We start from the raw sequence: 13,468 nt of genomic DNA on the forward strand, positions 1-13,468 counted from the left end.
ATCAGTCAGGGTGGCTTGGGTCAGGATGCAGCGGCGAGTTCCTTTTCCCGGCCGGGTATCGCCTCGATCAAGGATTGGGTATAGGCGCTTTGCGGTGCGTTGAAGATATCGTGTGCCGTGCCGATCTCAACTACTTCACCTTTTTGCATGACGGCGATCCTGTCGCATATCTGGGCGGCGACCCTGAGGTCATGGGTAATGAACACAAGCGCAAGATTCAGGCGCACTTTCAAATCGGCAAGAAGATCCAGAACCTGGGCCTGAATGGAGACGTCCAGGGCTGAAACCGCCTCGTCGGCGATGATCACGCGTGGCTCAAGAGCGAGCGCGCGGGCAATGCCGACCCTTTGCCGCTGACCGCCGGAAAACTCATGCGGGTAACGATCGAGAGCGGATTTGTCGAGGCCGACAAGTTCGAGGAGCTCAGCCGCCTTTGCGAAGGCCTCTGATGCGGCGACACCATGTGCGATCGGGCCTTCGGCAATGATCCTGCCGATCCTGGCGCGTGGATTGAGCGAGGCGAACGGATCCTGGAAAATCATCTGGATCGACTTGCGAGCGGATCTCAGATCCTCGCCCTTCAGATGTGCCATGTCCTTGCCCGCGAGGAAAACGGAACCTGCGTCGGCTTCCATCAAGCGGACCAGGCACCTTCCGATACTGGATTTGCCGGACCCGCTTTCGCCGACGATCCCCAGTGTTTCACCTTCGGCCAGCTCGAGGTTGATCATGTTGACGGCCTTGACCACGCGTTCGGGTCCACCGAAAAGGCCTCCTCCTGAGCGATAAGTCTTGCAAAGACCGATGACTTCCAGGATCGGTGTCGGGCTCGTGATCACATCCTGTTTTTCAGCAAGGAGCTTGGGAATCGCCGCAATCAGCTTGCGCGTATAGTCATGCTGTGGGTTGTCCAGAACTTCCTCAGCGGTTCCCTTTTCGACGATCTTGCCGAATTGCATCACGGCAACCCTGTCAGCGATTTCGGCGACCACGCCGAAGTCATGGGTGATGAACATCACCGCCATGCCATGGCGGTCACGCAGATCGTGGATCAGTTCGAGGATTTGGGCCTGGGTGGTGACGTCAAGCGCGGTGGTCGGCTCATCGGCGATGAGGACATCCGGCTCCAGGGCGAGTGCCATCGCGATCATCACCCGCTGGCGCTGACCACCGGACAGTTGAAACGGATATGTCTGCATGGCCTTTTCAGGATCCGGGATTTGAACCTCGTTGAGAAGCTCCAGCGTGCGCGCGCGGCGTTCTTTCGGTGTCAGGAGGTTATGGGCTTCAAAAACCTCGGAGATCTGGTCCTCGATGCGCATCAGCGGATTTAGCGCAGACATGGGTTCCTGGAAGATCATTGCGATCCGGCGCCCGCGCAGGTCCCGCAATTCCGCCTCGCTCAAGGTCAGGAGGTCCTGGCCGCCGAAGAAGATGTGACCAGCGGTAGGGCGCACTTGGTCCGGAAGCAGGCCCATCATCGCGTTGGCGGACATGGATTTTCCGGACCCGCTTTCGCCAACAATGCAAAGGATTTCACCCGCGTTGAGCTCATAGGAGACATCGTCTACGGCAAAGGCACGATCAGCGCCCTCTGGAAGGGCGATCTGCAGATCTTCAATGCACAGGACCGGTTCGCTTGGCGTGCTGGTCATCACTTGCCCTTTCGCGAAAGACGTGGGTTCAGGGCATCGTTGAGGCCTTCCCCGATGAGATTCAGGGCGAGCACGGTCAGGACGATCGCAAGACCCGGGAAGAACGACAACCACCATGCCTGTCGGATCACGGTTCTGGCGGCTCCGATCATGTATCCCCAGGACATGAGGTTGGGGTCGCCAAGCCCGAGGAAGGAAAGGGAAGATTCCAGAAGGATCGCCGTTGCAACCATCAGCGAGGCAAGGACGATGATCGGAGACAGGGTGTTGGGCAGGATCTGACGCCAGATGATGGTCGCGTTGGTCTGTCCCGACAGGATGGCTGCCTCGACATATTCGCGCGATCTGAGCGACAGGACTTCACCACGCACAAGTCGGGCAACCGGCGGCCAGCTGACGATCGCGATTGCGCCCACGATCGACTGAACGCTGGGTTCGAAGATTGCCACGAGCACGATGGCCAGAGCGAAATTGGGGACGGTCTGGAAGAACTCGGTGAAGCGCATCAATGCGTCATCGACCCAGCCGCCGAAATATCCGGCCAAGGCGCCGATCGGAATGCCAATGACCAGCGAGACGAGGGTGGAGATCAACCCGACAAGCAGGGATACCTGAGCCCCATGCGCGAGCCCGGCCAGTACGTTGCGCCCGAGGGTGTCCGTACCAAGGGGGAAGCGTTCCATGGCAAAGGGCGGCAGGAAGGGACGTTGCACCATCTTCCAGGGAGACTGGGGGAACAGCACGGGGGCGAGCACGGCAACCAGGACCACGGCAAGGAGAATGATCAGGCCGATGACCGCGCCACGATTGCGTTGATAGCGTTTCCAGAAATCGGTCATCACGAGGCCCTGATCCGAGGGTCAACGACCCGGTAGAGGATATCGGTTATGAGGTTGAACAGCAGCACCATGGCGGCGGAGACGAAGAAAACACCAAGGAGCACGTTGTAGTCGCGCTGCGCGAGGGCTTCGAACATCAGCCGGCCGATGCCGGGCCAGGCGAACACTGTCTCTGTGAGAACCGCGCCGCCAACCAGTTGTCCAGCTTGCAAGCCGGCGAGCGTGACCACCGGCAGCAGTGCATTTCGGAAGACGTGGCGCCGTTGGATGATACCGGGCTTCAGGCCCTTGGCGCGGGCGGTCTTGACGAAATCGAGTGTGCTGACCTCGAGCATTGATGCGCGGGTCATACGCATATAGACGGCCATGAAGAACAAACCCAGCGTGGTCGCGGGCAAGATCAGATGCTTTGCGATGTCGATGACCCGGTCCAGACCTTCGTAGTTGCCGCCGACAGTTTCGTAGCCAAAGCCGGGAAGCCAGTTCAGCTGGACCGAGAAGATTAGGACGGCCATCAGCGCCGCCCAATAAAGGGGCGTTGCGTAGAACAGCAGGGCCACGGTTGAAATCAACGTGTCGGACCATTTACCGACCCGCGCCGATGCCAGAACTCCGGCGAGCGTGCCGAGGACAAGGGAAATCACAAAGGCGGTCATCGTGAGCAGGAGCGTCGCAGGCAACCTGTCGAAGATCAGATCTGCCACCGGCATCTGCTGGCGGTAGGAAAAGCCCAGATCAAGCTGAATAATTCCGCCAAGATAGAGACCAAGCTGGGTCAGCAGTGGCTTGTCGAGGCCGAACTGCTCCCTCAGCTGTTCCAGAAAAATGTCGTCCGCAGCGCCAGCTTCACCAGCCATGACCGCAGCAGGGTCTCCGGGAGCGGCGTGGATCAAAAAGAAATTCAAGGTCACGATTGCGATCAGGATGATCGCGGCCTTGACCAGGCGCATGGCGATAAAGCGGAGCATAGGCCTTGTCCTGCCGGTTGTTCCGGTCTTCAGGTTCAAAAGGTTGCTCCGCGCTGGTCCTGACGAACCTGCGCGGAGCGGGGGAGTGCCTTTTGTTCCTACTTCTCGATGTAGGCGTCGCGGAAGCCGTCGTTGACACCGATTGCGGTGGTCACAAGGTCTTTGACGTTACAGCGGTAAATGGTCGGGAAGCCAAGCTCCAAGAGCCATGCCACCGGCACATCGTCGGTCAGAATCTGCTGAACTTGCGTGTAAAGCGCCTGACGCTCTTCCTTTGAGACAGCGGTTGCTGCCTTGGCAAACAGTTCATCGACCTTCGCGTTCTCGTAGCCTTCTACATTGTTCCAGGGAGATCCCTTGGCAATGTTGGAGGACACGTAGGTTCGAGCTACGCCGAGAGCCGGGTCGCCATACTGGTAGAGGTAGGTGAAGGCGAGGTCGTAATCCCAGTCGCTGATCTTCTGGTTCCAGCCGGCGACATCCGTCGCGACGATCTCTACCTTGACGCCAACCTCTTCGAGGTTCTGTTTGATGGCTTCGGCCCAGCGTTGCCAGGTTTCACCGTAGGGCAGAGGCAGGAGGCGAACGGGTGTTCCGTCGTAGCCCATCTCTTCCAGAAGCGCGCGTGCCTTGTCCGGATCATAGGGGTATTGGCTCACGTCATCGGAGAAGAAACGCGTGGAGGAGGAAACCGGGCTTTGGGCCACTTTTCCGAGACCGTTCCACAGAGCGTCCTTGGCGAACTCGCGGTCCATGGCGTACATAACCGCCTGGCGGAACCGCTTGTCTGCCGTCGGCCCTTCGCGGTTGTTCAGCCACATCCAGGACAGCGGCCCAATGAATTCCCAGCCCTTGTCAGTGACGCAGGTGTTTTCCATGGCGGTCAGACGCGGCACATCGAAGTTCTCTACCGAGCCACCTGGCAGGATGTCCACGACACCTGTTTCGAAGGCTACCGAACGAGAGGCGGCATCGGGAATGATGTGCCAGTAGATCTCGTCGAGATAGGGCAGGCCGTCGATGTAATAGTCTTCATTCTTGGTCAGAAGAATGTGAGAACCCTTGGTCCATTCGGTGAACTTGAAGGGTCCGGTTCCGATCGGCGTGTTGTTGGCCGGGTTCGCCTTGTAGTCCGTGCCTTCATAAATGTGCTTCGGGATCATCGGCATGGTGCCGACTTCGAAGATCCCGATGAAGGGTCCGAATGGCTCGTTGAGTTTGAACACGACGGTGTTCGCATCCGGTGCCGTGATCGATTCCACATATTTCAAGGATTGGCGCAGACGCGGGTGAGTTTCGCGCAGAAATACATCGGCGGAGAAGACCACGTCTTCTGCAGAGAACGGCTCGCCGTCATGCCATTTCACGTTGTCATAGAGGTGAAACGTGTAGGTCAGGCCGTCTTCGGAGATCTCCCACGACTTCGCCAGCTGGGGAAGCGGCTCAAGGTCGGGGCCATAACGCAGCAGGCTTTCATAGACATTGCCGGCAACCATCTGGGTCGGGCCGTTTTGAACGAGGCCCAGCATAAGGCTCGGCGGTTCGGGCTGAATGACGGCGTTGGCCCGTCCGCCAGATACCGGATCAGCCAACGCGGTCCCGGTCGCCACAATGAATGTGGCGGCAAGCAAGGATAGTTTCTTCAGCATGTGAGTTCCCCTCGGTTTGTTTGGCGCGGCGGACTTTGGTCTCTGTTCGCGCCGGATGCTGGATCTATGGAAGGTTCTGAAGCCCGGATTGGTCCTGGTTGTCAGTTCTCCAGGTCCGGGTAGTTCTTTATGGCGAGGCGCAGGAAGGCATCCCACTGCGGGTCCGGTTTGTTGCCCGAATGCTGCTTGTCCCAGTTTTCGTACTGTTGCGCAGTTTTTTCGGCCAGCTCTGGGTCGATCTTCCGCAAAGTGCCGCCTGACGACATTATCGCCAGCTGTGCCCGGCAAGCCCGTTCCATGTTGAACATCAGGCCGAAGGCTTCGCCAACAGTTCTGCCGCATGTCAGCAGGCCGTGGTTGCGCAGGATCATGACCTTGTGTTCGCCAAGATCGTTGACCAGGCGCTCGCGTTCGCCCAGATCTAGCGCGATGCCCTCGTAGTCGTGGAAAGCGCAACGGTTGTGAAACTGGAGGGCCCACTGATTTAGCGGAAGAATGCCTTCCTCCATCGAAGAGATTGCGACGCCAGCAACCGTGTGCGTGTGAAGGACGCAGTGGATTTCCGGACGGGCGGCATGGACAGCACTGTGGATGGTGAAGCCGGCCTTGTTAATGCCCGCGCCATAGGTGTCACGCAGGATGTTGCCGTCGATGTCGACCGTTGCAAGGGAGCTGGCAGACACTTCGTCAAATCGCAGTCCGTAGGGATTGATCAGGAAGGTATTTTCGCCTTCGTCCTCCGGTGCCTTGGCCGAGATATGCGTGAAGATGCTGTCGTCCATCTGATAGTGGGCAATCAGCCGGTAGGCGGCGGCCAGGTCAATGCGTTCTTTTGGTTGTGTCGTCATGTCTTGGCTCGCTGATCATTCGCTCGATGTGTTCGCCTGCCGGCGTTCGTCCAGACGCCATGTTTCGGCCGAGACGCGAAAAGAAGCGTTCGATCGAGGTTGGAATCTTGTTGAACAAGCAAGCATGGTGCGGCAAAACTGTCAATTGTCGACAATAGTCAAAATTTAGGCGAGGATCTGGTTTCTTGCGCAAGTTTCTTGCCCTTGGTCATTTATTGAGGTCTGTGTGGTGTGATGAGACGGCGGACGGGGTTTGTATGAGCCTGGCTCGCAGGCGGGCGAGGTGAGCTGTGGGGCACGGTGTGCGAGGCTTGCGCCTGCTCGACGGACCGCTTTCAGGCTTTGAGTGTATGATTGCGAAGGACGGTGAACTGTTTGGCTGAAGAAGATAAGACAAGCACGGGTGGGTCGTTCTCACCGCTACAGACGACTGATCTCGTTCAGCAAATTGCCAGGCAGATTGGCGACGCAATTGCGGAGGGGCGACTGAAGCCTGCCGAGCGGCTCAACGAATTACGGCTTTCTCAGGAATTCGGTACAAGCCGCGCGCCGGTTCGCGAAGCTGCCCGTCTCTTGGAGAGCCAGGGGCTTGTGGTCTCCAGCCCGCGGCGCGGTTTTTTTGTGCGCACTTTGAGTGCTGAAGATCTGCGCGATATCTATGATCTGCGTCTTGGGCTCGAACTCCATGCAGCTGAACTTGCGCTTGAAAAGATCGGTGACGCTGAAATTTCAGCACTCGAAGAACAGATTCAAAGGCTTTATCAGCTCGCCGACGAGGGCTCTGTCGAGGAGCAGATCTTCCAGGATTTCGTCTTCCATCGGATGCTTTGCAAGTTCAGTGGAAATGCGAGAATTTTAAAGGTCTATGATGATCTTGCGACCGACATGCGCGCGGGCATCACGCTCATTGGCAAGCTCTATGATGATCCGCATCGGATCGCAGAAACGCACCTGCCGATCCTCGACGCATTGAAGGCCCGCGATGTAGCCAAGCTGCGGGAGGCGCTGCATTTTCACATTGCAGTCGCGCGCGATCAGGTCGTGCTTCTGTTCGAGCGAATGAACGACGTGTCCTGAAGGCGGTGACTACTGAATTTTCCGCAAGATGCGCAACAGATTGCGTCTTTCGGATTGGGTGAGCGGCGCCAATGTGTCTTCGCTTACCTGGAGCCCTCGTTGGGCTTTTTGCATGAAGAACTGCCATCCGTCTTCTGTCAGTGAGATCAGTTGCCGGCGGCGGTCACTGGGCGAGGGGGCTGTCTGGACAAGACCGCGCGCCAGCAGCCGATCGATCACGCCCTTCGTTGTTGCCACATCCAAACCGACTGTGCGCCCAAGCTGGTTTTGCGATACCGAGCTAAGCTCCGTCAGGCGCGCCATCACCGCAAACTGTGTCGGCGTCAGGTCCTGGACCTTCTCTGAAAACAAAACCGCGTTGCGCTGGTAGGCTTTGCGCAACAGATAGCCGATCTGGTCATCCAGGACATATTTCTCGTCCTGAGTCACATCCGACCCGGTTGCCGGATCGGATCGGGTGACAGTCTCTGGTTTTTTCTCAGCCTGATCGCTCAATTTCAAGTTCCCGGATGCGCTCACGTCTTGCGGGCGTAGCTTGCCCGTGCCTCACGTTTCCCTCGGCTCTTTTGCAGCTTCCGGTCGGTCTTGTCGAGGGCGAGCTTTGGTTCGGCGCGCCGGTGTTCTCACCGGTGTTAGATGGAGAGATAGGCGTCGCGAACCTCCGGCTGCTGCTCCAGGGCGTCAAAACTGTCATCAAACTTCTTTTGTCCACCTTCAATGATGACTGCCCGGTCGGCGACGATCTTCGCGAAATGGAGGTTCTGCTCCGAGATGATCACCGTGAGACCCTGGGATTTGAACTTCAGAATTGTTTGCGCCATCTCTTCGACGATGACCGGCGCGATGCCTTCGGAGGGTTCATCCAGCAGAAGCAGGCTCGGATTGCCCATGAGCGTCCTGGCGATGGTCAGCATTTGCTGTTCACCGCCTGAAAGGGCCTTGCCACGGTTGGCGCGGCGTTCAGACAGGTTCGGGAACAGGTCGAAAAGGGCCTCAACGGTCCAAACGGGTGCTCCCTCCCGCGGCTTTTGACGGCCTACCTCGAGGTTTTCAAGGATTGTCAGGTCGGTGAAGATCCTGCGCTCCTCAGGGACATAGCCAAGGCCGAGTTGGGCGACCTTATGGGGCGAGACGCCGGTGATATCCTTGCCGTTGAAGAGGACGGTTCCTGAGCGGGGGCGAACCAGCTGCATGATTGACTTCATGGTTGTGGTCTTGCCGGCGCCATTTCGTCCGAGAAGGGCGACAACCTCTCCCTTGCCAACGGAAAAGCTCAAGTCATTGAGGATGTGCGCTTTGCCATAGAAGCTGTTGACAGCATCGATCTCAAGCATCTTCAGTCTCCGCGGCATAAAGGGTGCCACCGCCCAGGTAGACCTCCTGGACGCGCTCGTTTTCGCGCACTTCTGCAGCTGTGCCTTCGGCGATCAATTCGCCGCGATTGAGCACCATGATGTGGTGTGCATGGGCAAAGACCACATCCATATCATGTTCCGTAAAGAGGACACTGATGCCTCGGTCGCGGACGATGTCGGCTGTCAACTGCATGAGGTTGATACGTTCCTTGGGGGCCATGCCCGCTGTTGGTTCATCCATCAGCAAGAGCTTCGGGTCGTGGCTGAGAGCAATTGCGAGCTCAAGTCGCTTCAGGTCGCCATAGGCAAGAATCGCGCAGGCGCGGTCTGCCTGCTCTGCCATTCCGACGACATCCAGCAGTGCCAGTGCTTCCTCGCGATAAAGCGTATGCGCGTAGGGCAACAACGAGAACAAGCGGCGATTATGGGAAATCAGTGCCATCTGAACGTTCTCTGCCACCGTCATGCTTTGATATGTGCCGGTGATCTGGAAGGTTCGCCCGACACCTCTGCGCCAAATCTTGCGCGGCGGCACGCCGGTGATCTTTTCCCCTTGCAGGCGAACGGTGCCCGATGTGGGCTCCAGCTGGCCCATCAACATGTTGAAACATGTGGACTTGCCGGCGCCGTTCGGACCGATCAGGGCTTTCAGCTCTCCGGGTGCAACGTCGAAGCTTACGCCATTGACGGCCTTGATGCCGCCAAAGGATTTTGAAAGGTCTCGGACCTCCAGGATCGCGGTCATTGCATGCTCTCCTGTTCTTTCACAAGGCCGACCCGTTCGCCGAACTTCCGCAAGGAGCCGACAATACCTTCTGGTGCGATGATCACGACTGCGATGATCAGCAGGCCGAGGATCAGGCGCCAGTATTCCAGACGGGTCAGCCAGTCCTTGACGCTTTCCAGGAAGACGGCCCCAACGACGCCGCCAGAAAGGGTTTTGACGCCCCCAAGGAAAACAACAATCAGGGCGTCGAAGCTCTTGGCAATTTCGAGTTCATTCGGGAAGATCGATCCCTTTGAGAAAACGAACAGGCCACCGGCAAGGCCGGCCATTGCGCCTGCAAGCGCGAAGGCAAGCCATTGAACCTTCTTGACGTCAATGCCGGTCGCTTCCGCCTGACGTGCGCTGTCGCGTGTCGCACGCAATGTATATCCAAACGGAGAGTGAATGATGTGGCGAAGGACGAGTATCCCGCCGACCCCGAGTGCCAGAGTGAAGTAATAGTAGGCTGTGGTGCCCGACAGCCACTCAGATGGCCAGATGTTGACCAGGCCGTCGTCACCACCGGTGACCGAGCCCCACTGGAACACAAGCGACCAGACTAACTGGCTAAACGCCAGTGTGAGCATGGCGAAATAGACACCGCTCAGGCGAATGCAGAACCAGCCGATGCCCAGAGCCAGCAATCCTGCGCCTAGTGGTGCGAGCAGGAAGGCGACTTCCATCGGCGTTTCGGAATAAGTGACGAGCAGCGCCGAAACATAGGCACCGCCGCCAAAGAACACGGCGTGGCCAAAGCTGACCAGGCCGCCGGAGCTGAGGATGAACTGAAGTGAGGCTGCGAACAGACAGAAGATCACGATATCGGTGATCAGAACCTGCATGAAGGTCGACGCGAAAAACGGCACCAGAGCCAGTACTGCCAAGAGTGCAACAACCAGACTACGGCCGACCAGACCTGCAGGCCGGATGGGGCGTTCAACTTCGCCGACCTGGCCATGTTCACCAGCTTTTTCCTCGCGTCCGAGAAGGCCGTAAGGTTTGACCATGAGAACGACTGCCATGACCACATACATTAGTACCAGGGTGCTTTGAGGCACATAGGCGACGCCAAAGACGTTGAGAACAGAGATGAGGACTGCCGCGATGAAAGCGCCGGGAATGGAGCCCATGCCGCCAACCACTACCACCACGAAGACGGCGGAAATGATGTTCAGATCCATCAACAGGTCTGCACCGCCCTTGGGCAGCTGAATTGCGCCGCCAAGGCCGGCAAGGGCGGAGCCCAGAAAGAAAACACCGGTAAAGAGCCAGGACTGGTTTACGCCAAGAGCCCCGACCATTTCACGGTCCTGGGTAGCGGCACGGACCAGAATGCCGGTGCGGGTCTTGGCGATGAACCACCACAAGCCAAACAGAATGAAGGGGGTGATCGCGATCAGGGCCAGATCATACTGGGGGACAGGCTCGCCAAGAATTCTGACAACGGACCGCAAACCAGGCGCGCGCGGCCCTAGTCGGTCTTCCGCGCCCCAGATCATGAGTGCCAGGTCCTGGATCACAAGGATGACGCCGAAGGTGGCGACAAGCTGGAACAGCTCGGGTGCCCGATAGACCGGACGCAGGACACATACCTCAATCACGACACCAATCAGGCCGACGATCAGACCTGCCAGGACGATCGATCCCCAAAAGCCGAAGTGCCCCGGCAAGTGGTTCATCAGCGTTAGGCCGACGTAGGCTCCCAGCATGTAGAGGGAACCGTGTGCGAAGTTCACGATCCGGGTAACCCCGAAGATCAGCGACAATCCGGAGGCAACCAGAAACAGCGCTGCCGCATTTGCAAGCCCGGTCAGGAGCTGCGCCACAAATAGGCCCATAGCTTAAAAACGTCCGATAGAGCAGGGAAGTCTGCTCCATCGCTGCGCAGTTTATGTGCAAGCGATGGAGCGTTTGACGTTTGGAACGATCAGTCGGCTGGCCGCATGGCCTTGACCTCATCGTCGCTTGGCATGTAGGCGGCCGGATCCTTGTAGGACCAGTCAACCATCACGCCCTTGCCATTTTCAAGGGCCGTGGTGCCGACATATGCGCCCATCGTGGACTGGTGATCGAGGGCACGATAGGTGATCTCGCCCATTGGCGTGTCGACCTTGAGGTCCTTGAACGCGGCCAGCAACGCATCGGTTTCCGTGGAGCCTGCATCGGTGATCAATGTGGCAATGCTCTTGGCGGTCATGTAGCCGACGAGGCTGCCGATCTTTGGCGTTTCGTCCGGGAATGCCGCGATATAGGCATCTACGAATTCCTTTTCAGGACCGGACGTGAAACCGTACCAAGGATAACCGGTAACGAACCAGCCTTCTGGCGCTTCGTCCTTGAGCGGCTCAAGGTACTCCGGCTCACCTGTCAGAAGGCCATAGACCTTGCGGCCTTCAAAGACGCCACGGGTGGTGCCTTCGCGCACGAATTTCGCCAGATCAGGGCCGAATGTGACGTTGTAGATGGCGTCAGGCTTTGCAGATTCGATGGCCTGAACTTCGGATCCGGCATCGATCTTGAAGAGTGCCGGCCACTGCTCGGTGACGAACTCGACCTCCGGCTTGAGCTTCTTCAGATTGACTTTGAAAGCCTCTACAGCAGCTGTGCCATAGGCATAGTTGGGAGCGATTGTTGCATAGCGGATGGCATCGGTCTTGGCAGCTTCCTCGGCCAGCATGGCTGCCTGAACCCACGTCGAGGTGCGCAGACGGAAAGTGTATGGATTGCCGGAGGTCCAGACCAGGGCATCTGCCAGCGGTTCAGCTGCCAGGTAGATGTAGCCCTTCTCGGCGGCAAAGGACGAGATCGCAAGACCGACGTTGGACAGGATTGTGCCGGTCAGCATGACAGCGCCGTCGCGTGTCATCAGCTCTTCAGCGATCTTGACCGCTTCGCCTGGTTTGCCCTGGTCATCGCGGAAGATGAACTCGAGATCCTTTCCCAGAACCCCGCCGGACTCATTGATCTCGCTCAGGGCAAGCTCGACACCCTTCTTGTAGGGTTCTGCGAATGCAGCGAGCCGCTTGTAGTGGTTGATCTCGCCGATCTTTATTGTGTCTGCGGCGTAAGCCGATGAACCGAGAACGGCAATCGCCGCCGCGGCCAAGAGTGTTTTTACCTGTTTCATTTGTCCCTCATCTGGTTGGAAGCTTGGCCGACTTTGCCGGTCCATTTTATTCAATTAAGCCTTTGGCAGCTCTTGTTATTCAGTCGTGATAAACGAAAGCGGGACTTGGATCGGAGGCAACATCATGCGTGCGTTCCAACTCCAGCATTTCGTTGATGCGTTTGCGGTAGACCATCGGTCCCTTGTCGATGGCAATGCGGATCGGTCGCCGTTTCGCCGGCCGCTCCTCTTCTTTTTGCACAGCCTCCAGAATGGCCCTGTCCTCATCGAATGCGATTCGGAACATGGCGTCCATATTCTCGGCAGCTTCGTCGTCGCCCAGAGCTGTATTGCGCAGATGCATCCAGCGGTCGATCGTGTAGCCGCCGGTCACAGGGGTCATGAAATGCAAGGCAAAGATCCGCACGCCCTTGTTGCGGTCGTCCTCGGCAATCGCGTCTTCGGTCGGTGCGCTGCCAAAGTCGATAACGGCGGTGCAGGGCAGGTGCAGATAGTAGTAGTGCCACCGATCGACGTTGCCATTGAAATCACCGAATTTCTTGAAGAAACCGATCGGTTCGGAATCGCGGATCCAACGCCAGGCCACAATGGCCTTGCCCTCTGTGGAAACATGAACAGGCACGTTTTCCGAAGCCGAGTTACCCAGTGTCGTGGGGTGAACGAAAGAAACGTGGGCAGGATCTACGAGGTTTTCAGCGACATTCAGGTAATTGGATTTCAGATGCAGCGCGTCACCCTGATGGGCTTCCCAGGCCGGATCGGAAAACTCGGCGAGATCAAAGATGTCAGTGGGGTCGGCCTTGTCCTGATCGCCCATCCAGATCCAGACAATGTTGTGGCGTTCTACGGTCTTGAAGGCATCGACATAGGCGGAGGCGGGGAGGTTATTCTGGCCAGGGACACGAACGCATTTGCCGCTGCAGTCGAAGGTCAGACCATGATAGCCGCACTGGATGTTGTCGCCGACGCGTTTTCCCAGCGAAAGGGGCAGCAAGCGATGCGGGCAGCGATCCTCGAGAGCCACGACATCGCCATCCGCCTTGCGGTAGATGACAATGTTCTCTTCAAGGATCGTGAAACGTCGCAATTCCTGATCAATCTCGGAAGACCAGCCAGCGACGTACCAGGCATTTCGTATGAATTCCATCTTGGCTCTCCCTCGTTGTAAGCCCAGATTCAAGACA

The 13,468-nt window shown here is 57.8% G+C and carries 12 protein-coding genes; 1 reads left to right on the forward strand and 11 read right to left on the reverse strand.

Features of this window, described 5'->3' with window-relative positions; all coding sequences use genetic code 11:
• Positions 1–20: 20 nt before the first annotated feature.
• From ABJZ52_RS19570 to ABJZ52_RS19590, 5 genes are all read right to left on the reverse strand, one after another.
• A complete protein-coding gene (locus ABJZ52_RS19570; RefSeq protein WP_348189811.1) occupies positions 21–1,655 on the reverse strand; it encodes an ABC transporter ATP-binding protein in 1,635 nt (544 codons plus the stop codon).
• Entirely contained in the window at positions 1,655–2,494 is an 840-nt protein-coding gene (locus ABJZ52_RS19575) for an ABC transporter permease (RefSeq protein ID WP_153769066.1), read from the reverse strand. Before ABJZ52_RS19575 ends, ABJZ52_RS19570 begins: the two co-directional genes overlap by 1 nt.
• On the reverse strand, positions 2,494–3,462 hold the full coding sequence (locus ABJZ52_RS19580) for an ABC transporter permease (protein WP_153769067.1): 969 nt from the start codon (positions 3,460–3,462) through the stop codon (positions 2,494–2,496). The genes ABJZ52_RS19575 and ABJZ52_RS19580 overlap by 1 nt, the downstream gene beginning before the upstream one ends.
• Positions 3,463–3,560: 98 nt before the next feature.
• A complete protein-coding gene (locus tag ABJZ52_RS19585; RefSeq protein ID WP_348189808.1) occupies positions 3,561–5,111 on the reverse strand; it encodes an ABC transporter substrate-binding protein in 1,551 nt (516 codons plus the stop codon).
• 101 nt (positions 5,112–5,212) lie between these two features.
• Positions 5,213–5,959: a class II aldolase/adducin family protein gene (locus tag ABJZ52_RS19590; RefSeq protein WP_348189806.1), complete on the reverse strand. Its 747-nt coding sequence runs from the start codon at positions 5,957–5,959 to the stop codon at positions 5,213–5,215.
• Positions 5,960–6,334: 375 nt separating this feature from the next.
• Between ABJZ52_RS19590 and ABJZ52_RS19595 the strand changes: the two genes are divergently transcribed.
• Positions 6,335–7,036 carry a GntR family transcriptional regulator gene (locus ABJZ52_RS19595; RefSeq protein WP_348189804.1) on the forward strand — a complete coding sequence of 234 codons (702 nt, stop codon included), beginning with the start codon at positions 6,335–6,337 and terminating at the stop codon, positions 7,034–7,036.
• Positions 7,037–7,045: 9 nt separating this feature from the next.
• Here the strand turns inward: ABJZ52_RS19595 and ABJZ52_RS19600 are convergent, their stop codons facing one another.
• The 6 genes from ABJZ52_RS19600 to ABJZ52_RS19625 form a co-directional block, all read right to left on the reverse strand.
• A complete protein-coding gene (locus ABJZ52_RS19600) occupies positions 7,046–7,531 on the reverse strand; it encodes a MarR family winged helix-turn-helix transcriptional regulator (RefSeq protein WP_348189802.1) in 486 nt (161 codons plus the stop codon).
• A 137-nt stretch (positions 7,532–7,668) separates the two neighbouring features.
• Positions 7,669–8,370 carry an ABC transporter ATP-binding protein gene (locus tag ABJZ52_RS19605; protein ID WP_348189800.1) on the reverse strand — a complete coding sequence of 234 codons (702 nt, stop codon included), beginning with the start codon at positions 8,368–8,370 and terminating at the stop codon, positions 7,669–7,671.
• Positions 8,363–9,136 (reverse strand): ABC transporter ATP-binding protein, encoded by a 774-nt coding sequence (locus tag ABJZ52_RS19610; protein WP_348189798.1) that lies wholly within the window; start codon positions 9,134–9,136, stop codon positions 8,363–8,365. The genes ABJZ52_RS19605 and ABJZ52_RS19610 overlap by 8 nt, the downstream gene beginning before the upstream one ends.
• Complete coding sequence (locus ABJZ52_RS19615; protein WP_348189796.1) at positions 9,133–10,995, reverse strand: ABC transporter permease; 1,863 nt, start codon at positions 10,993–10,995, stop codon at positions 9,133–9,135. Before ABJZ52_RS19615 ends, ABJZ52_RS19610 begins: the two co-directional genes overlap by 4 nt.
• Positions 10,996–11,084: 89 nt before the next feature.
• A complete protein-coding gene (locus ABJZ52_RS19620) occupies positions 11,085–12,284 on the reverse strand; it encodes an ABC transporter substrate-binding protein (protein WP_348189794.1) in 1,200 nt (399 codons plus the stop codon).
• A 79-nt stretch (positions 12,285–12,363) separates the two neighbouring features.
• Positions 12,364–13,431 carry an aromatic ring-hydroxylating dioxygenase subunit alpha gene (locus tag ABJZ52_RS19625; protein ID WP_348189792.1) on the reverse strand — a complete coding sequence of 356 codons (1,068 nt, stop codon included), beginning with the start codon at positions 13,429–13,431 and terminating at the stop codon, positions 12,364–12,366.
• Positions 13,432–13,468 lie beyond the last annotated feature (37 nt).

Origin of the sequence: Roseibium sp., assembly GCF_039982295.1 — a bacterium.
In the GTDB taxonomy this organism is placed as follows: Bacteria; Pseudomonadota; Alphaproteobacteria; order Rhizobiales; family Stappiaceae; genus Roseibium.

Bases quoted from the DNA above. Each gene is read 5' to 3' on its own strand.
- ABJZ52_RS19585 (WP_348189808.1), bottom strand. From the start codon at position 5,111: ATGCTGAAGAAACTATCCTTGCTTGCCGCCACATTCATTGTGGCGACC.
- ABJZ52_RS19580 (WP_153769067.1), bottom strand. From the start codon at position 3,462: ATGCTCCGCTTTATCGCCATGCGCCTGGTCAAGGCCGCGATCATCCTG.
- ABJZ52_RS19615 (WP_348189796.1), bottom strand. From the start codon at position 10,995: ATGGGCCTATTTGTGGCGCAGCTCCTGACCGGGCTTGCAAATGCGGCA.
- ABJZ52_RS19570 (WP_348189811.1), bottom strand. From the start codon at position 1,655: ATGACCAGCACGCCAAGCGAACCGGTCCTGTGCATTGAAGATCTGCAG.
- ABJZ52_RS19575 (WP_153769066.1), bottom strand. From the start codon at position 2,494: ATGACCGATTTCTGGAAACGCTATCAACGCAATCGTGGCGCGGTCATC.
- ABJZ52_RS19625 (WP_348189792.1), bottom strand. From the start codon at position 13,431: ATGGAATTCATACGAAATGCCTGGTACGTCGCTGGCTGGTCTTCCGAG.
- ABJZ52_RS19605 (WP_348189800.1), bottom strand. From the start codon at position 8,370: ATGCTTGAGATCGATGCTGTCAACAGCTTCTATGGCAAAGCGCACATC.
- ABJZ52_RS19620 (WP_348189794.1), bottom strand. From the start codon at position 12,284: ATGAAACAGGTAAAAACACTCTTGGCCGCGGCGGCGATTGCCGTTCTC.
- ABJZ52_RS19610 (WP_348189798.1), bottom strand. From the start codon at position 9,136: ATGACCGCGATCCTGGAGGTCCGAGACCTTTCAAAATCCTTTGGCGGC.
- ABJZ52_RS19590 (WP_348189806.1), bottom strand. From the start codon at position 5,959: ATGACGACACAACCAAAAGAACGCATTGACCTGGCCGCCGCCTACCGG.